Annotated in this window: 19 protein-coding genes; 9 read left to right on the top strand and 10 right to left on the bottom strand. The window is 51.1% G+C overall.

Annotated elements, in window-relative coordinates; translation table 11 throughout:
- Positions 1-16 precede the first annotated feature (16 nt).
- Positions 17-1,366: a pentapeptide repeat-containing protein gene (locus RIF25_RS11105; RefSeq protein ID WP_322878608.1), complete on the bottom strand. Its 1,350-nt coding sequence runs from the start codon at positions 1,364-1,366 to the stop codon at positions 17-19.
- Positions 1,367-1,463: 97 nt separating this feature from the next.
- Entirely contained in the window at positions 1,464-2,717 is a 1,254-nt protein-coding gene (argJ, locus tag RIF25_RS11100) for a bifunctional glutamate N-acetyltransferase/amino-acid acetyltransferase ArgJ (protein WP_322878607.1), read from the bottom strand.
- 207 nt (positions 2,718-2,924) lie between these two features.
- On the opposite strand from argJ, the gene RIF25_RS11095 reads away from it, so the two are divergent.
- Positions 2,925-3,143: a DUF2839 domain-containing protein gene (locus tag RIF25_RS11095; RefSeq protein WP_322878606.1), complete on the top strand. Its 219-nt coding sequence runs from the start codon at positions 2,925-2,927 to the stop codon at positions 3,141-3,143.
- A gap of 240 nt (positions 3,144-3,383) precedes the next feature.
- Complete coding sequence (gene psbA, locus RIF25_RS11090) at positions 3,384-4,466, top strand: photosystem II q(b) protein (RefSeq protein WP_322878605.1); 1,083 nt, start codon at positions 3,384-3,386, stop codon at positions 4,464-4,466.
- Between the two features lie 204 nt (positions 4,467-4,670).
- Here the strand turns inward: psbA and gltX are convergent, their stop codons facing one another.
- On the bottom strand, positions 4,671-6,116 hold the full coding sequence (gltX, locus tag RIF25_RS11085) for a glutamate--tRNA ligase (protein WP_322878604.1): 1,446 nt from the start codon (positions 6,114-6,116) through the stop codon (positions 4,671-4,673).
- Positions 6,117-6,431: 315 nt separating this feature from the next.
- Between gltX and RIF25_RS11080 the strand changes: the two genes are divergently transcribed.
- The gene (locus RIF25_RS11080) at positions 6,432-7,892 is read left to right on the top strand and encodes an FAD-binding domain-containing protein (RefSeq protein ID WP_322878603.1); all 1,461 of its coding nucleotides are present in this window, start codon (positions 6,432-6,434) and stop codon (positions 7,890-7,892) included.
- A 30-nt stretch (positions 7,893-7,922) separates the two neighbouring features.
- Here the strand turns inward: RIF25_RS11080 and RIF25_RS11075 are convergent, their stop codons facing one another.
- The 4 genes from RIF25_RS11075 to RIF25_RS11060 are packed head-to-tail and all read right to left on the bottom strand — an operon-like array spanning position 7,923 to position 13,074.
- Positions 7,923-9,605, bottom strand: a complete 1,683-nt coding sequence (locus tag RIF25_RS11075; RefSeq protein WP_322878602.1) for an aldehyde dehydrogenase family protein — start codon at positions 9,603-9,605, stop codon at positions 7,923-7,925.
- 38 nt (positions 9,606-9,643) lie between these two features.
- Positions 9,644-11,428, bottom strand: a complete 1,785-nt coding sequence (locus RIF25_RS11070) for a mechanosensitive ion channel domain-containing protein (RefSeq protein WP_322878601.1) — start codon at positions 11,426-11,428, stop codon at positions 9,644-9,646.
- Positions 11,425-11,937: an ankyrin repeat domain-containing protein gene (locus RIF25_RS11065; protein WP_322878600.1), complete on the bottom strand. Its 513-nt coding sequence runs from the start codon at positions 11,935-11,937 to the stop codon at positions 11,425-11,427. Before RIF25_RS11065 ends, RIF25_RS11070 begins: the two co-directional genes overlap by 4 nt.
- 51 nt (positions 11,938-11,988) lie before the next feature.
- Positions 11,989-13,074: a Fe(3+) ABC transporter substrate-binding protein gene (locus RIF25_RS11060; protein WP_322878599.1), complete on the bottom strand. Its 1,086-nt coding sequence runs from the start codon at positions 13,072-13,074 to the stop codon at positions 11,989-11,991.
- Positions 13,075-13,281: 207 nt separating this feature from the next.
- On the opposite strand from RIF25_RS11060, the gene RIF25_RS11055 reads away from it, so the two are divergent.
- From RIF25_RS11055 to RIF25_RS11045, 3 genes are all read left to right on the top strand, one after another.
- Complete coding sequence (locus tag RIF25_RS11055) at positions 13,282-13,506, top strand: glycogen debranching protein (protein ID WP_322878598.1); 225 nt, start codon at positions 13,282-13,284, stop codon at positions 13,504-13,506.
- Positions 13,507-13,561: 55 nt separating this feature from the next.
- Positions 13,562-14,476: a thylakoid membrane protein ThyD gene (gene thyD, locus RIF25_RS11050; RefSeq protein WP_322878597.1), complete on the top strand. Its 915-nt coding sequence runs from the start codon at positions 13,562-13,564 to the stop codon at positions 14,474-14,476.
- A gap of 210 nt (positions 14,477-14,686) precedes the next feature.
- The gene (locus RIF25_RS11045) at positions 14,687-14,974 is read left to right on the top strand and encodes a YggT family protein (protein ID WP_322878596.1); all 288 of its coding nucleotides are present in this window, start codon (positions 14,687-14,689) and stop codon (positions 14,972-14,974) included.
- Here RIF25_RS11045 and RIF25_RS11040 read toward each other — a convergent pair.
- Complete coding sequence (locus tag RIF25_RS11040; RefSeq protein ID WP_322878595.1) at positions 14,960-15,496, bottom strand: thiol-disulfide oxidoreductase DCC family protein; 537 nt, start codon at positions 15,494-15,496, stop codon at positions 14,960-14,962. The genes RIF25_RS11045 and RIF25_RS11040 overlap by 15 nt on opposite strands.
- A 119-nt stretch (positions 15,497-15,615) precedes the next feature.
- Here RIF25_RS11040 and clpS point away from each other — a divergent pair, with 119 nt between their 5' ends.
- On the top strand, positions 15,616-15,897 hold the full coding sequence (gene clpS, locus RIF25_RS11035) for an ATP-dependent Clp protease adapter ClpS (protein ID WP_015123005.1): 282 nt from the start codon (positions 15,616-15,618) through the stop codon (positions 15,895-15,897).
- Positions 15,881-16,729 carry a CPBP family intramembrane glutamic endopeptidase gene (locus RIF25_RS11030; RefSeq protein ID WP_322878594.1) on the top strand — a complete coding sequence of 283 codons (849 nt, stop codon included), beginning with the start codon at positions 15,881-15,883 and terminating at the stop codon, positions 16,727-16,729. Before clpS ends, RIF25_RS11030 begins: the two co-directional genes overlap by 17 nt.
- Here RIF25_RS11030 and RIF25_RS11025 read toward each other — a convergent pair.
- A complete protein-coding gene (locus RIF25_RS11025; RefSeq protein WP_322878593.1) occupies positions 16,698-18,074 on the bottom strand; it encodes a 16S rRNA (cytosine(967)-C(5))-methyltransferase in 1,377 nt (458 codons plus the stop codon). The two genes, RIF25_RS11030 and RIF25_RS11025, sit on opposite strands and share 32 nt — an antisense overlap.
- 111 nt (positions 18,075-18,185) lie before the next feature.
- On the bottom strand, positions 18,186-18,344 hold the full coding sequence (locus RIF25_RS11020; RefSeq protein WP_322878592.1) for a hypothetical protein: 159 nt from the start codon (positions 18,342-18,344) through the stop codon (positions 18,186-18,188).
- Between the two features lie 141 nt (positions 18,345-18,485).
- On the opposite strand from RIF25_RS11020, the gene RIF25_RS11015 reads away from it, so the two are divergent.
- A complete protein-coding gene (locus RIF25_RS11015) occupies positions 18,486-19,745 on the top strand; it encodes a hypothetical protein (RefSeq protein ID WP_322878591.1) in 1,260 nt (419 codons plus the stop codon).
- Positions 19,746-19,752 lie beyond the last annotated feature (7 nt).

The raw sequence follows: 19,752 nt of genomic DNA, 5'->3' as shown, positions 1-19,752 counted from the left end.
TTGAGCAATGTCAGGCTTAATTACGGCGGCGGCCATCGGGCATGATCGTTCCCCGCAAATCCACTTCACTGAGATTAGAACTACTTAAATCGGCGGCGGTCAGATTAACACGAGTCAGGTCTGCCCGAGACAGGTTAGCCCCAAGGAGTTGCGCATCTCCCAAATCAGCCCCACTCAAGTTCACACCGCTTAAATCCACTTTGCCAATGGTGTCCCCACTGAGGGTAACGCGGCTGAGGGTGGCTCCACTGAGGGTGGCTCGGCTCATATTGGCTTCGCTGAGGGTGGCCCGACTCAAGTTAACGCCAGCCATTTTAGCCCGACTCAGGTTAGCCTCAATCAGATCAGCGCGACTGAGGTTGGCCTGGTTGAGTTCGATTTCCCGTAAATTAGCCCCGCTGAGATTCGCGCCCCGCAAAATCACCCCATTTAAGAGAAGGCCACTCAGGTTGGCACTGCGCATATCGGCCTGGGATAAGTCCGCCCCATCTAAAGTTGCCCCGGTCAAATTGGCCCCGACCAAGTTCGCCCCCCGTAAATTAGTCCCCACCAGTTTGGCCCGACTGAGATTAACCCCCCGTAAGTTGGCCCCACTCAGATCGGCCCGACTCAGATTAGTATTGGCCAAGTTAGCGCCACTTAAGTTAGCACCGCTCAAATTGACATCACACAACTCGAGGGCGGAGAGATCGGCTTTCCCCAGTTCTGCCCCGCTGAGGTTAGCTTTGGTCAGGTTGGCTTCACTAAGCTTGACTTCCGTTAAATCCACCCGACTCAGATCCGCCCCACTTAAATTCGCATTAGCCAGATTGGCACGACTGAGGTTAGCTCCACTCAAATTGGCCCCACTGAGATTGGCATTGCTTAAATCGGCCTCAATTAAGTCGACTCGTCCTAGGTCTGCCTGAACTAGTTCTGTGTTGTGGAGATTGGCCCCCTGGAGATTTGCCCCCCGCAGGTTGACTTGATTAAATCCCAGGCCCCGCAGATCTGCCTCAGCTAAATCCACCCGACTGAGGTCAGCCCCCTCTAGATTCGCCCCCCGCAGTGTCGCTTCGCTGAGTTCCGAGCGACTGAGGTTTGTGTGACTCAGGTTAGCCCAACTCAAATCTGTGCGGCTGAGGTTAACACCCGTGAGGTTGGCCTGGGAGAGGTCTGTTTTAATCAAGATGGCATTGATCAGTTCGGCCCCACTTAAGTTAGCGTTGTTCAGCTTGGTGCCACTCAGGTTCACCCATTCCAAGTCAGCCCGGGCTAAATTAATCCCAGATAGGTCTAGATTAATTAACTCAGCATTGCTAAGACTGGCCCGGTTGAAATCGCGCTGACCACTGGCATAACGCTTCAGTAATTCCTGGGGGTTCATAGAATGACGATGCCCTGTAAATACCGAAGATTCAAATCAGCCAGTCGGTACAACGCTTCTATCCTAACGACCGAGTCAAACAATTGGTTTCATATCCTTATGTGGTGTACTCAGCATTGATTTTTACATAGTCATAACTCAGGTCGCAGCCCCAGGCCCGCCCAGTTCCCGGCCCTTGACCAATGCTGACTTTGACGAGGACGGGATGTTCTACAGATTGCCCCCCTTGGTTACTGAGTTGGGCCTGGTGAGTCAGGTAGGCATTGGCGGCGGCTTTGTCATAGTTCAGGGGTTGGCCCCGCTGCATCAGTAAAAAATCTCCCAATTGAATTTGTAAGTTTTCCTGATCAAAAAAGACACCTGCCCGCCCGGCCGCTGCTGCAATCCGGCCCCAGTTGGGATCTCGGCCAAAGACAGCCGACTTAAACAACATGGATCCGGCAATGGTACGAGCGACTTGGCGGGCGGCGGCCCCATCACTGGCTCCACTCACTTCGACTTCTAACAAACAGGTGGCCCCTTCGCCGTCGCGAGCAATGGACTTAGCCAGATAGGCGCAAACTTCAGTTAACATCCCTGCTAAGAGATCCGCGGCTGGGCCAGGTTCAGTAATGGCGGGAGTCCGGGATTGACCATTGGCCAGAGCAATCAGGCTGTCGTTGGTGCTGGTGTCGCCATCTACGGTGATTTGGTTAAAGCTGTTGTCATTGGCCTGGCTAACCATTTCTTGCCATAAGTGGGGGGAAACCGCTGCGTCACAGGTGACAAAGGCCAGCATTGTGGCCATGTTGGGATGAATCATACCTGAGCCTTTGGCAATGCCCCCGACCCGAATCGTTTGATCCCCTAATTTTGCTTCTAGGGCAATAGTTTTGGGAACCAGATCCGTGGTCATGATGGCCTGGGAGGCGGATTCTGACCCTGTTTCCGAGAGCAGCGTTTTCAGTTCGGGGACAGCGGCACGAATTTTCTCAATCGGGATTTGTTTGCCAATCACCCCCGTGGAGGCCACCAAGACGGCATCAGCGGAAATCTCCAAGGACTGGCTGACAATTTGGGCTTGTTCTAGGACGGTGGCCCAACCCTGTGCCCCAGTCGCAGCATTGGCCTGGCCGGCATTACACAAAATGGCCTGGGCCGTAGATTTAGCTTGTAAACGTTGGCGACAATAATCCACGCAGGCGGCTCGGACTTGGCTGGTGGTAAAAACTCCCGCAGCAATGGCCGGCACATCAGAAACAATCAAGGCTAAGTCAGGGAGTCCTGATGGTTTTAGCCCAGCCCGCATCCCAGCGGCTCGATACCCTTTTGGGGCTGTAACTCCCCCCGGAATCCGTTGCCAGTTGGTCATTGCCGCTCCTTTTAGACTGAGGAAATCGCTGTAATTATACCAAGATCATTTAGTCTTCTCGAAAACTGTTAAAAAGCCTTAAGTATTAAAGTATCCACGCATCTGCTTCCTTAATTAAATTCTGAGGAAGTAGGATTACCGTGGCTAAATTCATCGAAATCTTCCAAAGAATAGATAAAATAGGCTCAAGGATGGGAGACCAAAATTATGGGTGATTCAAAGCGGCGGAAAGAAACCTTAGGTGAAAAATATGGGCAGGAGGAGCCTGTTGTCTCCTGGTTGCCGTTAACAAAGTCCCAGGCCAGTCAAATTCAAAAAATTGTGACCCGGAGCACTTGGACTGGGATTGTTCTTTTAGGCCTGATTTGGATCATGGTGCGGTTTATTGGCCCAGGCCTGGGGTGGTGGCACGTTAGCGATGTTTAATGGGGTAATGTATCTAAATTTCTAGAAATGTTACTCATTGCAAATAATCATCGGGTTTTGTTGCATTTATTGATTAAGTTTTATGTCTGCATATATCCCAACATGAACAACTGTAAATATATTTCAATAATTAACGGCCAGTCCGGGTAATTGTTTTAGAGTATTAACTAATCTGAGGGCTTACTTATTACTTCAATTAAGCAATCAGAAATCTTGCTCTTTATTTGGCCTTATACCAATATGACTACGACCATTCAACGCCGCGAGAGTGCGAGCGCATGGGAGCGGTTTTGTAATTGGATCACCAGTACCGACAACCGGATTTATATCGGCTGGTTCGGCGTGATCATGATCCCAACCCTCTTAGCCGCTACGACTTGCTTTGTAATTGCCTTCATTGCTGCTCCTCCTGTCGATATTGATGGCATCCGGGAACCCGTTGCTGGTTCTTTGATCTTTGGCAACAACGTCATTACGGGTGCTGTAATTCCGTCTTCCAACGCCATTGGTTTGCACTTCTACCCGATTTGGGAAGCTGCTTCCTTAGATGAATGGCTTTACAACGGTGGCCCTTACCAGTTGGTGATTTTCCACTTCTTGCTCGGGGCTTCTTGCTACATGGGGCGGCAGTGGGAATTGTCCTACCGTTTGGGAATGCGCCCCTGGATTTGCGTTGCCTACTCCGCTCCTTTGGCTTCTGCTTTTGCCGTTTTCTTGATCTATCCCATTGGTCAAGGTTCTTTCTCAGACGGGATGCCTTTGGGTATTTCCGGTACTTTCAACTTCATGATTGTCTTCCAGGCCGAGCACAACATTCTCATGCATCCTTTCCACCAAATTGGTGTGGCTGGTGTCTTCGGGGGTAGCTTGTTCTCTGCCATGCACGGTTCCTTGGTAACTTCTTCCTTGATCCGGGAAACCACCGAAACCGAGTCGCAAAACTATGGTTACAAATTCGGTCAAGAAGAAGAAACCTACAACATTGTTGCCGCTCATGGTTACTTTGGCCGCTTGATTTTCCAATATGCCAGCTTCAACAACAGCCGGGCTTTGCACTTCTTTTTAGCGGCTTGGCCGGTGGTTGGCATCTGGTTTACTGCTTTGGGCATCAGCACCATGGCTTTCAACCTTAACGGCTTCAACTTCAACCATAGTGTGATTGATTCCAAAGGTAATGTGATCAATACCTGGGCTGACATCATCAACCGGGCCAACTTGGGCATGGAAGTCATGCACGAGCGGAATGCTCACAACTTCCCCTTGGATTTGGCTTCGGCTGAGTCTGCTCCTGTGGCTTTCATTGCTCCGAGCATTAATGGTTAAAACCTGACTCTAAGTCAATAATTGATGGTCTATGAAACCGCTTTCTTGATTGAGGGCGGTTTTTTGTTTATGAAAGTTGCGATCTCAGCAGGTATGGGATTAGCCAAACTGTTCTGTAAACTCACAGTCGCAATCTTATGAATCTTTTGATATTGACTTTGACATCGTTTGGGAGGTCATCACTGAAGATTTCCCGATATAGCGTTAAAGTTGACCTTGAGCTTTCCTGATCCGAGGGATATCTAATTGTCGTTGCGATAGAATTAGCCACGATGTAATTAAGTCCGGCCCGTGAACACTGCCCATTAACGCAGAACGTAGGGATCGCATCACCAGGCCCTTTTTGACTCCCAACTCTTTAGTTACTTTTTTAATGACTTCGTTGACAATTTCAGGGGTTAGTTCAGATGGCTCTTGCCGATAGGCCAGGATCAACTCTAGAGCTTTTCTGCTATCGGGTTGAGCGAGTTGGGCCGTTGCTTCCGGATCACAGGTAATCATGGTTGCAAAGAAAGGTGCTGCTTGCTCAATGGCATCCGTCAGTTTGGTCAGGCTGGCCTGGAGCAGTGCGGTTAAAGGTTCTAACCAGGCCTGGTCGGTTTCAATCTCAAACTGATAGCCAGCCCCTTGCCAAATTGGCATTAATGCTTGCAGTAAATCAGGAACAGGCATGGAGTGGAGATATTGACTGTTGAGCCAATTGAGTTTGTCCCAATCAAACTTGGCCCCAGCCCGATTGACTCGTTCAAAACTGAAGTATTTGGCCGCTTCCTCTAGGGTAAAAATTTCGGCCATACCTTCCACCGGCGACCATCCCAAAAGGGTCATGTAGTTGACTAGGGCAGGAGCGACATAGCCCATGGCCTGAAAATCAGAAATTGAGGTTACACCATCGCGCTTTGAGAGTTTCTGGCCAGACTGATTCAAAATTAAGGGGGTATGGGCAAATTGAGGTACGGTTGCTTGCAGGGCCTCGTAAAGGAGAATTTGCTTGGGGGTGTTGCCAATATGATCCTCACCGCGAATCACCTGGGTAATCCCCATGTCAATGTCATCCACGACCACGACTAGGTTGTAGAGGGGCGGGCCAATTTCTCCAGCCGGGGCAGCGCGAGCAATCACCATATCACCCCCCAGATCGCGCCCCTGCCAAGAAACCTCACCCCGCACTAGGTCTGTCCAGCGAATTTCTTGGTCATCTGCAATTTTGAAGCGAATTACGGGCTGACGGCCGGCGGCAACAAAGGCGGCTTGTTCGGCTAGGGTTAAATTTCGATGGCGATTATCATAGCGGGGGGCCTGGCCGCTCGCCTTCTGGGCCTGGCGCATGGCATCAAGTTCTGCTGGAGTGCAATAGCAGTAGTAGGCCTGGCCATTGTCTAGGAGGGTTTGAATGGCCTGTTGATAGAGTTCCGTCCGTTGAGATTGAAATGCAGGCCCCTCATCCCACTGCAATCCCAACCAGGCCAGGCCCGTCAAAATATTGTCTGTATATTCAGGGCGTGACCGTTCTAGATCTGTATCTTCAACTCGGAGAATAAACGTCCCGTTGTGATGTCGGGCGTAGAGCCAGTTAAAGACTGCTGTACGGGCTGTCCCAATGTGTAAATTTCCGGTCGGGCTGGGGGCAATACGGACACGCACAGTCACAGAGGGTTTCTCCTATGATGCTTAAGGTTAGTCATCCTGGAGCTTTAATTTTATCCCTTGTTTGACCCTCTCACCGGTGGTGGTGGTGGATTGGCTTTGACCTTCTAAAAGATTGCTCAAACAAGGGAAACGGAAAGAAGCTTGACTGGCCCAATTTAAAATAGCCGTGATTCTCTTCTTCATGATCCACAGGTTTTAAATCTTGAGATAGGGATGTGGCAATTTCAACAATTCCCTTTTGCTCTTGAGATACACAAATAGGATGCTTGTTATTTTAATGAAAGGATGGCCGCGCGTTGTTTATCCCTAAACCCTATGACTAATGCCCCTGCAATGATCACCCCAAAGACACAACCCCTGATTCTGTTTTGGCATCGCCGGGATCTCCGCATTCAAGATAACCGGGGCCTGGGGGCAGCGCGGGAAAAAACCGCAAAAGTTGTCGGCTTGTTTTGCTTTGACCCTAAAATTTTGGGTGGTGATGATATTGCCGCAGTGCGGGTTGCCTATCTGGTTGGTTGTCTCGAAGATTTAGCCCAACAGTATCACCAGGCCGGGAGTCAACTCCTCATTCTTCAGGGTGAACCCGCAACGGTAATTCCCAAACTAGCCCAGGCCCTCAACGTTCAGGCCCTGCATTGGAATTGTGATGTCGAACCCTATGCCCAGGCCAGAGATCAAGCCGTCACCCAGGCCCTGAGCAAACTCAACATTGAAGTCAATACCTTTTGGGATCAATTATTAGTCGCTCCTGATGCAATTCGGACAGGGGCCGGAGCCATTTATACGGTTTACTCTCCCTTTTGGAAAAATTGGCAACAACAACCGAAAGCCCAACCCACTAAAGCACTCCACCAGGCTCAGGGGTTAACAACTCAAGAACTTGAAATTGCCAAAAAACAAGGGATGATCCCATTGCCAACTGCCAAAGAATTAGGATTTATCTGGAACGCTCCCCTATATTTAGACCCTGGAGTTGCGCCGGCCCAGGCCCGTCTTGCGGAATTTTGTCAGCGAGCCATTAATAGCTATGAACCGGATCGGAATTTCCCAGGAATTGCCGGAACCTCAGGCCTGAGTGCGGCCTTGAAATTTGGGGTTTTGGGGATTCGAGACATTTGGACCGCAAGTAGGGAAGCCCAAGCCCAGGCCCGCAGTGAAGAAGCCTTAGGCGCAATTCGGACATGGCAACAGGAATTGGCCTGGCGGGAGTTTTATCAACACGTTATGTATGCCTTTCCAGAACTAGAACAAGGCCCCTATCGGCAACCCTTTCAGAATTTTCCCTGGAGCAATAATCAAGACCATTTCCAGGCCTGGTGTGAGGGCAGAACGGGCTTTCCAATCGTGGATGCGGCCATGCGGCAACTCAACCAAACCGGCTGGATGCATAACCGCTGTCGGATGATTGTGGCCAGTTTTTTGACTAAAGATTTGATCATCAATCCTCAATGGGGCGAGAAATACTTCATGCAACGGTTGATTGACGGGGATTTATCGGCCAATAATGGCGGCTGGCAGTGGAGTGCTTCCAGTGGGATGGATCCCAAACCCCTGCGGATTTTTAACCCCCATACCCAGGCCCAGAAGTTTGATGCTGAAGCGGAGTACATTCGTCACTGGTTGCCAGAATTGAGAGGTGTAGAGACAGCAGATTTATTAACCGGCAGAATCAGTCCCTTAGAACGCCAGGCCTGTGACTATCCGATGGAAATTGTTGATCATAAGGTGCAACAACAAAAATTCAAGCAACTCTATGCCCAACAGAAAAATTAGGAAATTGATCCACCATTAAAGTATTCTTAGCTACCCCCATAATCCCGCCCAAATTAACGGCAAAATTGTCCCAAGGTTGGGATTGGCATAGTAATGAACCAGAGCTTTTGAAAGTGCTAACAAATTACGATGATCCACAAACCAGGCCGGGGTCGGGACAATCATAAAGGGGGCGTGAATCACTGACTTCTGGGGATAGTCAAACAGAAAGGTGTTGTGGACAAACCCCAGGCCAGAGCCAGCCGCTTCTAGGTCATGTTTTGGAAAAGCCCCCCAAGGTGTCACTCCCAGAGAAAAGGCAACGGCAGCCCAAAGATTAATCGTAATCGTGCCATAGTCCAACTCACTAATGGCCTGGTCAAATTCTGGTTGATATTCCGTTTCTGTCCGCGGATCAATGATTAAGTTACATCCTAAGGTGCCTTGAACCCGTTGATTCAGACAGTCCACCATTAACTGGAGAAAAGTGGGAGTATCAGCAGCATTGAGGGCAACAATTCCTAAGATTCCACAAAAAACTTCCTGCTCTAGGAAAAACTCCCCGGCCTGATCGGGAATATTGGGAATGAGCGTCCAAGGAATTGCCTCGTCTGGGGTTAACCCATTGCTAGGACTGGTGATCACCTTGGCCTGGGGATAGTGGCTTAAAAAGTGGTGATAACGTTCTTTGGCCCCAGGATAATAGGCCTTGCGTTGCGGGGTTTGGGCCAAAATTTGCTGGATGCGACTCAGGAATTCCTGTTTTTGGGGCCAGGCCTGACTGATGACCAAAACTTGCGCGCCGACACAATTAAAACTGGCATTATGGGTTAATAAACTCACGACTTGCCGGGCCTGGAACTCCAACTCGGAGGCTGACCATTGCCCGGGGATAAGCACCACTGGGGTAATATTGCCCAATTCGGAGGTAATGGTTTTTTGGAGGCGGGGGGTTTGGTTTTGTTTATTTTCCGTTTGTTCGGCTTTTGTTTTCCCCCAAACAATCAGATCATGGGTGGCCTGGGAACCGGTAATATGGACGGACTCAACACTGGGATGCTGACACAGATAGTCCCCAACTTCTGCCCCCCCATAGACAATGGCCAGATACCCGGCCTCGATCAACGCCCGCCAGGCCCGTTCCAGATATGGCCCCAAGGCTGCATTTAAGGGATTCATTTTCAGAATCACAACTTGGTTTTCGGCGAAGAGTTTATACAGGACATCTAACGGGGCAATGGAGCTAATATTCCCGGCCCCCAAAACTAAGGCTACTCCCCCCGGCCCCGGTGGTTGGCGATAAATTTTCCCCTGAGTCCGAGGTTTGCCCGGCTCTAACCAAACTTCAGCCCGATAGCCAAACCAAATAAACTTCTCTTGCCAATTGGCCGGTAAGACTTGGGCAATATCCTGACCTTGGGGGCCGGTGCGCCATTGGGGAGGTTGGGGTTGGCCCTCGGCCTGGAGGGTGACAATTAACTGTTGGAGCTGAATCAGAATTGCCGCGGGGCCGGTTGTCCACTCTTCTCCAGCCAGGTTGCCATGGGGGTCTATGCCTTTAAGCTGACAACTGGTGTTAGCCCAATCCTCAGCCACTGCGGTAATGCCCTGAATCAATTGCTGGATAATCCTAATTCGCGCTGGGATTGGCACGTTGGGCCATTGAGACTTGCGGGCCTGGAGTTGATCTAAGCTGCTGTCTAGGATTTGAAAATCTGGAGTCAAAATCGTCATCGGAACGTCAGGGGCAATAAGAATGGGAGCCTGAAGGGTTAGACATTAAAGAGGGCCTGGAGACGCTGACGAAACCAAGCAAAGGAAGGGAGAGGACGGTCATTATTTCCATCTTCACTCATAAACCCCAGTTCTTGGAGGACTTGTTGCCGGGCTGATAAATCATTGGCAATACTTTCGGCGAGTTGGGGATCTTCTTGGAGGAGATTCTTTAAGGATTGCAAATTAATCACAAAGACATTACAAGACTCAACCGCAATCACAGTAGATAGACGGGCCATGCCAGTTAAGACGGTGACATCCCCAAAACTTTCTCCCCCATGGCAGGTGGCCAAACTTTGGTTTAATCGTTCTGAACGAATCTCTACACTGCCGGAAATGATCAAATAGATTTCATGGCTGGGATCTCCAGGGCGAAAAATGACAGTCCCAGTGCGATAGGTGCGAGGCTTGCCTTGTTCAATGAGTAAATCCAATTGCTGATCCGTACATTGGCCAAAATAACTCACCTTCCTGAGCATATTCCGTAATTCCCGGTGTTGACGGGTTGGAGTGGCTGGGCTGGTTTCCGGGGCCTGGTTGCGAAGTTTTTGCACGGCACTGGTCAAGTTCTTAGAACTACCCTCAAGTCCATGTAAATAAATATCCCGTTGGGGAAAAGGAATTTGGATCCCTTGGCGTTGGAGTTCCTGCTCAATCAAAAAATTCAAGGCACTTCTAATCGGTTCCGCGTCTTGGGGGCGATTGATCCACACCAACAGTTCAAACAGATAGGCGTTATCACCAAAGCCCCGAAACCAGACACAGGGCGGTGGATATAACAAAATTCGGGAATCTTTCCGGGCCGCATTCAGTAAAGCTTCTGTAACTTGGCCCGTGTTACTCCCATAGGCAACTCCGACCGGAATATGGAGCCGACTTTCGGGACTTTGGTAGCTCCAGTTAATCACATTTCGTTCAATAAAACGATTATTGGGGACAATCACAAATTGGCTATCATTGGTGCGCACGACTGTAGAGCGAATCGAAATCTTCTCGACTGTGCCTGATAGGCCATCAACTTCAATAAAATCGCCAACTTTAATTGGTTGTTCAATCAAAATCGCCAGGCCACTGACAAAATTACTGGCTAAATTCTGGAGGCCAAAGCCAATCCCAATCCCCAAGACCCCAGCAACGACCGTCAGGGAACTGAGATCCAGCCCGGCTGTTTGGAGCAAAATCATCAAGCCAATTAAGGTGAGGCAATAGCTAATGATCCGGGTAATGGTTTCTTGGGCCCCCCGTTCAACCTCCAGGCCGCGGAGAACACTGCGCTTAAACCATTCGCTTAGCCAATGGGAGGTAAAGAAAACCGCCACACTCAGAACAATCAGTAGGACTAAAAATCCTAGGGATATTTTATTGCGGCCCAAATCCAAGAGGGGGCGATTAAATAACAGGCTAATTTCCAGCCCAGCCCAGCTAACCAAATTCCCCAGGGGCTGCTCTAGGGGTTGCAGGGCGACACTCAGACGGATAATTGTTGTTACTAAGGCAATCCAGAGAATAATTCGCCCGGCCTGGCGCAATAACCCCGAACCAAATTTCAGCCAGGCCCGCTGGTTAGGATGAATTTTTTGAATCAGGAGCCGCTCCAGGGATTGCCAGCCCCGACCCAACACCAATCGATCGAGGGCAACAGCCACGCCCACCAGGCCGGTCATTAACAGCAAATCGGCAAAGACCGCCATCCAATTGGTCGTGACATCTGACTTCTTGGCAGCAACTAGGAGGGGAATCAACGCCAAGATGAGGAAAAAACGAAAGTTAACAGCAATCATCCCACCAGTTTGGCACGGGCAGCCTTGAGGGCCTGGACAACTTCAGTATGCCCTGCTTCCAAGGCCCAGACCAAGGCTGTCCAAGAATTTTGATCGCGCGCTCCCAGGTTGGCCCCCGCTTTTAAGAGAAACTCTGTCGTTGCCAATTGTCCTTTAGCTGCGGCCGCCATTAGGGGGGTTAATCCAAAGCTCGTTTGAGCATTGACATCAGCCCCAGCCCCCAAGAGGAGTTCGACAATCTCCAGGTAATTGCCCCCGGCCGCTGCCATCAGGGGAGTCCAATGATCCCCATCCCCTTGATCAACAGTTGCCCCAGCGGCTAATAGTAGCTTCACGGATTCCACTGCGCCCACCTCTGCGGCCAACGCCAATAGGGGAATCCCCTCCGCATTGACACTATTCGGGTCTAGGCCTGTTCCTAGGGCATCAGCCACAGCCCCACTATTATCATTTTCCAGGGCGATAATTAAAGATTCCAAGACCGATTGGCTAGGGACTGATGCCGCCATAGATTTTCCAAATGCGAGGGGTTCTAGTTTGGGATTTTACCCTGAAAGGCCCTAACGCCAGCCAGCCCGATCCATTAACCGCAGTGCTTCAGGATTGTTCCGGCCAAATACGGCTGCACTCACGGTTTCGGCTTTGAAATTTCCGAGCTTGGCGACCGCAGGATAAAGCGGAACACCTCGGACAACTGGAAATTCAAAGTTCCCTTGGGCAAACATGGCCTGGGCTTTGGGGCTAACGAGATATTCCAAAAAGCGAATTGCCGCCGCTCGGTTTGGTGCTCCCTTGGCAACGCCAGCCCCGCAGATATTCACATGGGTTCCCTGAGCTTTTTGATTGGGGAAAAACAGCCCGACCTTGGCAGCCACGTCCCGATCCTCTGACTTACTCGACTCCATTAACCGGACCAGATAGTAATGGTTAGCAATGGCCACTGAACCAATCCCTGCCGCAACAGCCCGAATTTGATCTGTATCACCACCTTGGGGAGAGCGGGCAAAGTTGGCGACTAAGCCTTTGGCCCAGGATTCAACCTTCGGCACACCGTGAATTGCAATGAGAGCTCCTGTCAAAGATTGGCTATAAACATTGCTAGATGATCGCGTTAAAACTTGTTTTCGCCATTGGGGATTTACAAGGGCTTCATAGGTGGAGAGTTGACTGGGCTTAACCCGAGCTTTGTTGTAAATCAACACCCGGGCCCGGCGGGATAGTCCATACCAGTTGCCTTGGGGATCCCGTAAATTGGCAGGTACAGCCCGATTCAAAACCGCCGACTGAATAGGCTGAAACACCCCTTGCTCTTGGGCCCGCCACAACCGACCTGCATCTACGGTCATCAGCACATCCGCCGGACTGTTGGCCCCTTCATTTCTGATCCGCTCGATTAAAGCGTCCGCCTCAGCCTCAATCACATTGACGCGAATCCCAGTCGCCTGGGTAAATCCGGTGTAAAGGGCTTTGTCCGTGTCGTAGTGGCGAGCCGAATAGAGGTTGAGGACCCGATTGGCTTGGGCAATCTGAGGATTAGCAGCATCAGCCTCATCCCAACCTGACCCACCTCGATAGAGTTCGTGGGCTAAATATGCCGTTGCCGCAGCACCCAACCCTAATACGCCGCGTCGGGTCAACTTGTCCATAGTTGCGAATTACTCCTAGTAACTTTCCGTAGAATATGATAGCAGTTCATCATGACTATTGCTACTAATTCTTATTTGATTAATTTTGGTCTGGATTACCTTGTGCTTGGGGATAGTGCAGAACTATGCCAGAACCCCATAATTTGCAGGACAGTCCCTACAATAAAAAAGGTTTGGGCTTGTGCTGTTGTGGAGTTTATTGGCCGGATGGAGCAGTTATCTGATACAACAATTTGGGTGTGTGAACAGCTAGACCCCTCTGGGTTACTCTATGCCTGTATTGCTTGCTGTGACCAGGCCCAAGGGGAGGAATGTCAACACTCCTTTGAAGAAAACCTGACCCCAGAACAAAAGTCTGCTGGCTGGCTGACCCGCTTACGCACCGTGAAAACTTGGGATGATGTGCCGGCATCAGCGTTGAAGCTCAGTTAAGGCTTTTCCTTTGACCGTTGCGGGTAATCTCTTCACCACCACAGGCATCCATGTTATGAAAATTGCAGTTACTGGCGGCACTGGCCTCGTTGGCACCCGACTAATCACCCGACTCCAGGCCCAGGGCGATGATTGTTTATTGTTAACGCGGGATCCAGTCAAAGCAACAGCCCAATTTCCCCGAGTGGAAGTTGTGGCCTATACCCCCCAAACCTCCGGGGCCTGGCAGCAGGCGATTGCGGGTTGTGATGCGGTGATTAATTTAGCCGGTGAACCCTTGGCCCAAGGTCGTTGGACTCCAGCCCGTAAGCAAGAAATTCTCAATAGCCGTCAAGTCGGGACTGCAAAACTTGTCGAAGCTATTGCCCAGGCCAATCCCCGGCCACCAGTTTTGATTAGTACCTCGGCCATTGGCTATTACGGAACCAGCGAAACAGCCACCTTCACGGAAACGAGTCCAGCCGGCCAGGATTTTCTAGCCTCGGTCTGCCAGGCCTGGGAAATGGAAGCCGCAAAAGTTAGCGCATTGGGAACCCGATTGGTAATTTTACGCTTTGGGATTGTCCTGGGCCTGGGGGGGGCATTGGGGCAGATGTTACCCACCTTCAAGCTGTTTGCGGGTGGCCCCATTGGTTCAGGGCGACAATGGTTTTCTTGGATTCATCAAGATGATTTAGTAAACATCATGCTCCAGGCCCTTCAGGATGGGCAAATGGCAGGAATCTACAATGCCACGGCCCCTACCCCGCAACGGATGACGGATTTTTGTCAAACTCTGGGGCAAGTAATGGGGCGGCCCTCTTGGCTACCCGTGCCGGATTTTGTCTTGGAGTTACTCTTAGGGGAAGCGGCCCAGGTTGTTCTAGAAGGACAACAGGTTTTACCCCAACGGCTCCAAGCAGTGGGTTTTAGGTTCAAGTTTCCCGATGCCCAGGCGGCTTTGGCCGACATTCTCAAGGAGGATGCTTAGGAACACCATGACCCCAACTGAAGGCACTGGCAAGGTGAAGAAGCAGGCTGTTTACTCTCCAGTTTTGCGGCCTCCACTGGACAATGGCCACGGTGCAGAGTAGCCATTGAACCCCCTCGGCGATTGATTCAGGCCCCTCTATTGAAAACTATCCGAGGCGATAAGAAGGGGATAAGATCAGAAAAGTTACTCTAGGGCATGGGTTTGACAATGCAGCCACTTGAATGGATTAACTTGGGTCTGGGCCTGGTCTTGGGGCTGTTGACGTTGTTGTTTATTTTACGCATCGTTTTAACCTGGTATCCCCAGGCCAACTTGGGACAATTTCCCTTTAATTGGGTTGCGACACCAACGGAACCTTTTTTAGTCCCGACCCGGAAAATTATTCCTCCCATTGGTGGTGTGGATATTAGCCCGGTGATTTGGGTGGCGATTATTAGTCTATTGCGGGAATTATTAGTCGGTGAACAGGGATTGCTCTACTTACTCTGGCGGTAGTTCATCGTCAAAGGGCTGGGGAGAGGTTGGGCTGGGTGAAGGTTGATCTGGGCCAGATGACACGGCTGTAATCGGTGAGCAATTTCCCCCACAGGCCGGGGCGGGATAGGGAGATCTATAGGTCTGACTGCGGCCCCCAAACCAGGCATAGCGGTGATCGCGGAGGGTGGCGTAGGTTGCATCTCCCAGGCCCTTGAGGGTGGCCCAATTTCGATAGGCCGCAATTAAACCATTTCCACCAGGTAATAAACGGGTAATTTCCTCAGCCGCAGCACTCCCTTGAACATAGGCTTGGGGATGAGCCGGATCCAACAAAATCATGCCGGCCTGGCAAGCTGCTGGGGTGATGTGCCATTGGGCTAGGGTGGCTTCATCCTGCATTGGAACATAAACAAAGCGTTGCCCCTGATCCCATTGCTCCAACAGTTTGACAAAGGTGACACAGAAATTACAGTTGCCATCATAAATGACGACCGCTGGCAGGGTGATACTTGGGGCTAGGGGAGGAGTGGTTGCAGTCATGGCTCGGCCTCAAGAGTAATTGGCGCAGGGGGATATTACAGATTGTAAAGTGAGCTAGGCTAAACTAAAGTCACCGTCAAAATTATTAGAAAGTGCCAGGATCGCGAGGCCCAGTCATTATGTCTGTGCAAACCATTGAAAAAACATCTACAGTTCGGAAACTTGCGCCCCGTTATCGGGTGTTGCTCCATAACGATGACTTTAATTCAATGGAACATGTGGTGGAAACCCTGCTGAAAACAGTCCCCAGTCTGACCCAACCCCAGGCCGTGGACATCATGATGGAAGCCCATACCAATGGTGTGGCCCTCGTGATTACCTGTGCCTTGGAACATGCTGAGTTTTATTGTGAAGCTCTGAAAATGGCTGGATTGACAAGTACCATTGAACCGGACGAATAAGTATTCCCAGGCCCGGCCCCAACCATTGGCCCGCCTCCCAGCCGCGGCCCGGGTGGGTATGTTTTTGTTGACATTGTTGGCCCTCTGGCTCCCTTGGGCAATTCCCTTCTATCTAATTTGGGGTGAGGTTGGCCCCGTGAGTGGGTTAAGTCTGGGCCTGCTTTACAGTCTGTTTATCCTCCTCCTCCGGGAGTGGGGACAGCGGGTTCATCGGCAAAAACAGCCCTTCAGGTTCTATGGCTTACCCTTGAGCCGGCAACTTGGACGGGAAGCGGGCCTCGGCTGGTTGCTGGGCCTGGGGTTGATTGGGATTCTTTTTGGCAGCCAGTGGGGCCTGGGTTGGGTCGGCTTTGAGGGCTTTTCGGGACATTTCCTGAAGATTGTGCCTGAGGGGCTACTGGTTGGCCTGGGGATAGGGTTTGCGGAGGAATTGCTCTTTCGGGGCTGGCTGCAACAGGAGTTAGAACTGGACTATCAACCCAACAGTGCCGTGCTGATCCAGGCCCTGATCTTTGCGGCGTTACATTTTATTCGCCCCTTAGAGGTCATTTTGGCGACGGCTCCCCAATTTCTCGGTCTGGTTCTCCTCGGCTTGAGCTTGGGATGGGCCAAACAGGCCTGGGGCCGGCGGTTAGGAATGGCCATTGGACTGCATGGGGGTTTGGTTGCGGGCTATTACTGGGTCAATGTGGGTGGTCTTTTTCGGCCCAGTGCGGGTATTCCAGAGTGGTTAACGGGGGTGGGTGGAAATCCCTTAGCCGGATTGATGGGCCTGGTGTTGCTATTGGCCTTGGCTGGGGTCATGGGGTATCGCGCTGCAACCGCACCATAAAAAATCCATCCATTTGTTGGCGCTGGGGCCAGGCCTGGAGCCATCCTTGGGCCGACTGGAGATCGGGGCGGGGAAAGGTTGGCGGTAAGGGGGCAATATGCCAATGGGGGTGAGTCTGGAGAAAATTCGCAATTTGCTCTTGATTTTCATCGGGATGCAAACTACAGGTGGCATAGACCATAATTCCCCCTGGTTTAACCCAGGTTGCGGCATTTTGCAGGAGTTGGGACTGGAGGCTGACTAATTGGGCCAGGGTCGTGGGGGTTTGTCGCCAACGGGCATCGGCATGGCGGTGGAGAGTTCCCAGGCCGGAACAGGGGGCATCAACTAGGACGCGGTCGGCCAGGGGTAACATGGTTTGCACTTGGGTACTATCGGCCAACTGGGCCTGGAGGCAGGTTAACTGGAGCCGTTGTTGATTTTGCTTCAGTTTCCGGAGGCGTGAGGCGACCCGATCCAGGGCAATCACCGTACCCCGATCCTGCATTAATTCAGCGATGTGGGTGGTTTTTCCCCCAGGGGCTGCACAGGCATCAATAATCGTCTCCCCTGGTTGTGGATCCAGTAAATGAGTGACAAGTTGAGCCGCGGCATCTTGGACAGACCACCAACCTGTGTCATAACCGGGCAACGCGGCAATAGCCCCCAGGCCAGGCCCGAGACGAATTCCCCCCGGTAAGTTGGCAATCGGGGTAGCCTTGATTTTGGCACTGGCCAGGGCCGCTAAAACCTCTGTGGGGCTGACTTGGAGAGAATTAACCCGCAGGTCAAGGGTGGGGGGCTGGTTAAAAAACTGGCAAAGAGCCGTAGTTTCCGGGAGATCCAATTGGCCCACCCAGGCCTGGACAATCCAATCGGGAAAACTTTCTTGAACAGCCAAATTGAGGAGGGGATCCGCCACGGGAGGGAGAGGGTCTCGATCTTGACTGATCCGTAAGTAGGCCCGCAAGACCCCATTCACCACTCCAGCCAGGCCCGTCAGACCACAGCCCTTAGCCAACTCCACACTGGTATTCACGGCCGCTGCGGCGGGAATTTGCCCCAAGTACCGTAACTGATAGAGACCCAAGCGCAAAATTAACCGCAGGTTTAAGGGCTGTTGCCGCTGCCGACACAGGTGATCAATCAAAACATCGAGGGTGCGTTGCCGCCGGACTGTGCCATAGACCAATTCCGTGACCAGGCCCCGATCTACAGCACTTAAGGGCGACTGATGTAAAACCCGACTGAGGGCAACATCGGCATAGGCTCCCTTGGCAATGGCTTGGAGCGTCAGATAGGCCTGGTAACGGGGGGTTGCTTTGAGGTTGACCGCAACAGAGGACAGCAAGCTAGGGGCAGACATGGACAACAGTGAGCCAAGGGTAGAAACGTAAGGATGTGGACTTAAGAGCGTAACCGATCCCCAGGCCCTTGACTAGGTTGGTGAATTAATCTCTAGTCCTTGATTTAATCCTCAATCCCCCAGCACCCAGGCCAACAACCCGACCAAAACCCCAAGCCAAATTAGTTGGGGCACATGAATCCAGTTGAGAATATCCAAGGGCAAATGCACCGTTAGCTCAACAATCCAAACACTCAAAAAGGCAAAAAAGATCACAAATAAAATTTGCATCGGCGCTGTCCCTCTCCACCCAGGCGGCAAGGCTGATTTTATAGCTCACGACTGGCCAGGGGCCATCAATGGATAATTTGCGAAAAGCTCCACTGTAAACTTAAGCCATGCCTGTCCCTTTTTCTAACGGTATGCCTGATCATGGTCTCCCGGATGCGCCAAACCCTCACGGTCTGGATACAGCGGTTCTATGCCCAATCTCCCCGCCAGCAAGCCCAACCCCTGAATAAACTCAGTCTGGGCATCATTATCGTTATTGATATCTTCATTCTCTGGCAGGTTTTTTCGGGGCTATCTGATATTGCACGTTGGCCCCTGAGTCCAAGTCAAGCCTATCCCTGTTACTCGGCCTGGTACGCCTATCGAGAGCAGACCACAGAGTCCCAACCCAACCGTGATTTTGCCCAAGTTCGGACTGCCCTAGAGAACGCAAGTAATGATTCTTTAGAGTTGCAATATCGCCGCCAAGCCCAGGATCGCCTCGGTCAACTTTCCCCCGTTTGCTTAGACTATGCTGCTCGCCGTGATGCCATGGTTACCCCCAGCAGCCGTAATACCCTGACTCGGATTAAACAACAGGAACAGGCCATCGATTCCCTTGCCGCTGCTAATCGCCAAATCCGCCAGGAATATGACTCAACTTTATTAGAGCAAATCGCCGGCCAGGCCCCCTCCCAATCCATTAATACCGTTGCCGCGGCCCAAGCCCGCCAAACCCTACAAGCCAATGAAGAAAAAATTCAAACCCTGAAACAAGATATTCAGCAACTCCAGCAAACCCTACTCCAGCAACCCAACAGTCAAAAATTTATTCAATTCCTCCAGGAAGATTCCGCTTTTCAGGCCGTCCAACAGGGCTATGACAGGGCACGCTTTTGGCATCCAACCCAACAATTAATCCTTCAAGTCCTCTTTTTAGCTCCCTTAATTGGGATTGCGGGCTGGGTACAAGGCTGGGCCTGGCAGCGACAATTTGGCCTGTTAGCCCTGATTAGTTGGCATTTATTTATTATCTTTTTGATTCCCCTAGTTCTGAAAATCTTTGAGGTCTTGCAATTTGGGGCAGTCTTTTCAGTTGTTTTCGGCCTGGTGACGACCCTGTTTGGGCAACTTTTATTTTTAGTTAGCTATGTCTATATTTTCTTAATTCCCCTCGTGGGTTTTGGGTTAATTAAATTAGGGCAGCGACTGTTTTTTCATCCCGCGACCCAGGCCAGCAATCGCTATCAAAAATGCCGTTGTCTCCAATGCGGTCGGAAAATTCGCTTAGCAGATCCCCATTGTCCCCACTGCGGTTTTCATCAATATCAAGACTGTCCCCACTGTCATCAACCCACCTATACCTATCTTCCCCATTGCAAAGAATGTGGAACTCCCCTAGAACAGTCCGGCCATTCTTAAACCCAAA

The sequence above is a fragment of the Pseudocalidococcus azoricus BACA0444 genome (genome assembly GCF_031729055.1).
Classification (GTDB): domain Bacteria; phylum Cyanobacteriota; class Cyanobacteriia; order Thermosynechococcales; family Thermosynechococcaceae; genus Pseudocalidococcus; species Pseudocalidococcus azoricus.
The sequence above is the reverse complement of the archived record's forward strand: the minus strand, read 5'-3'. Positions and strand labels throughout refer to the sequence as shown.

Excerpts from the sequence above, each read along its gene's own strand:
- RIF25_RS11105 (WP_322878608.1), bottom strand. The coding sequence starts at position 1,366 with ATGAACCCCCAGGAATTACTGAAGCGTTATGCCAGTGGTCAGCGCGAT.
- argJ (WP_322878607.1), bottom strand. The coding sequence starts at position 2,717 with ATGACCAACTGGCAACGGATTCCGGGGGGAGTTACAGCCCCAAAAGGG.
- RIF25_RS11095 (WP_322878606.1), top strand. The coding sequence starts at position 2,925 with ATGGGTGATTCAAAGCGGCGGAAAGAAACCTTAGGTGAAAAATATGGG.
- psbA (WP_322878605.1), top strand. The coding sequence starts at position 3,384 with ATGACTACGACCATTCAACGCCGCGAGAGTGCGAGCGCATGGGAGCGG.
- RIF25_RS11080 (WP_322878603.1), top strand. The coding sequence starts at position 6,432 with ATGACTAATGCCCCTGCAATGATCACCCCAAAGACACAACCCCTGATT.
- RIF25_RS11075 (WP_322878602.1), bottom strand. The coding sequence starts at position 9,605 with ATGACGATTTTGACTCCAGATTTTCAAATCCTAGACAGCAGCTTAGAT.
- RIF25_RS11070 (WP_322878601.1), bottom strand. The coding sequence starts at position 11,428 with ATGATTGCTGTTAACTTTCGTTTTTTCCTCATCTTGGCGTTGATTCCC.
- RIF25_RS11065 (WP_322878600.1), bottom strand. The coding sequence starts at position 11,937 with ATGGCGGCATCAGTCCCTAGCCAATCGGTCTTGGAATCTTTAATTATC.
- RIF25_RS11060 (WP_322878599.1), bottom strand. The coding sequence starts at position 13,074 with ATGGACAAGTTGACCCGACGCGGCGTATTAGGGTTGGGTGCTGCGGCA.
- RIF25_RS11055 (WP_322878598.1), top strand. The coding sequence starts at position 13,282 with ATGGAGCAGTTATCTGATACAACAATTTGGGTGTGTGAACAGCTAGAC.
- thyD (WP_322878597.1), top strand. The coding sequence starts at position 13,562 with ATGAAAATTGCAGTTACTGGCGGCACTGGCCTCGTTGGCACCCGACTA.
- RIF25_RS11045 (WP_322878596.1), top strand. The coding sequence starts at position 14,687 with ATGCAGCCACTTGAATGGATTAACTTGGGTCTGGGCCTGGTCTTGGGG.
- RIF25_RS11040 (WP_322878595.1), bottom strand. The coding sequence starts at position 15,496 with ATGACTGCAACCACTCCTCCCCTAGCCCCAAGTATCACCCTGCCAGCG.
- clpS (WP_015123005.1), top strand. The coding sequence starts at position 15,616 with ATGTCTGTGCAAACCATTGAAAAAACATCTACAGTTCGGAAACTTGCG.
- RIF25_RS11025 (WP_322878593.1), bottom strand. The coding sequence starts at position 18,074 with ATGTCTGCCCCTAGCTTGCTGTCCTCTGTTGCGGTCAACCTCAAAGCA.
- RIF25_RS11020 (WP_322878592.1), bottom strand. The coding sequence starts at position 18,344 with ATGCAAATTTTATTTGTGATCTTTTTTGCCTTTTTGAGTGTTTGGATT.
- RIF25_RS11015 (WP_322878591.1), top strand. The coding sequence starts at position 18,486 with ATGGTCTCCCGGATGCGCCAAACCCTCACGGTCTGGATACAGCGGTTC.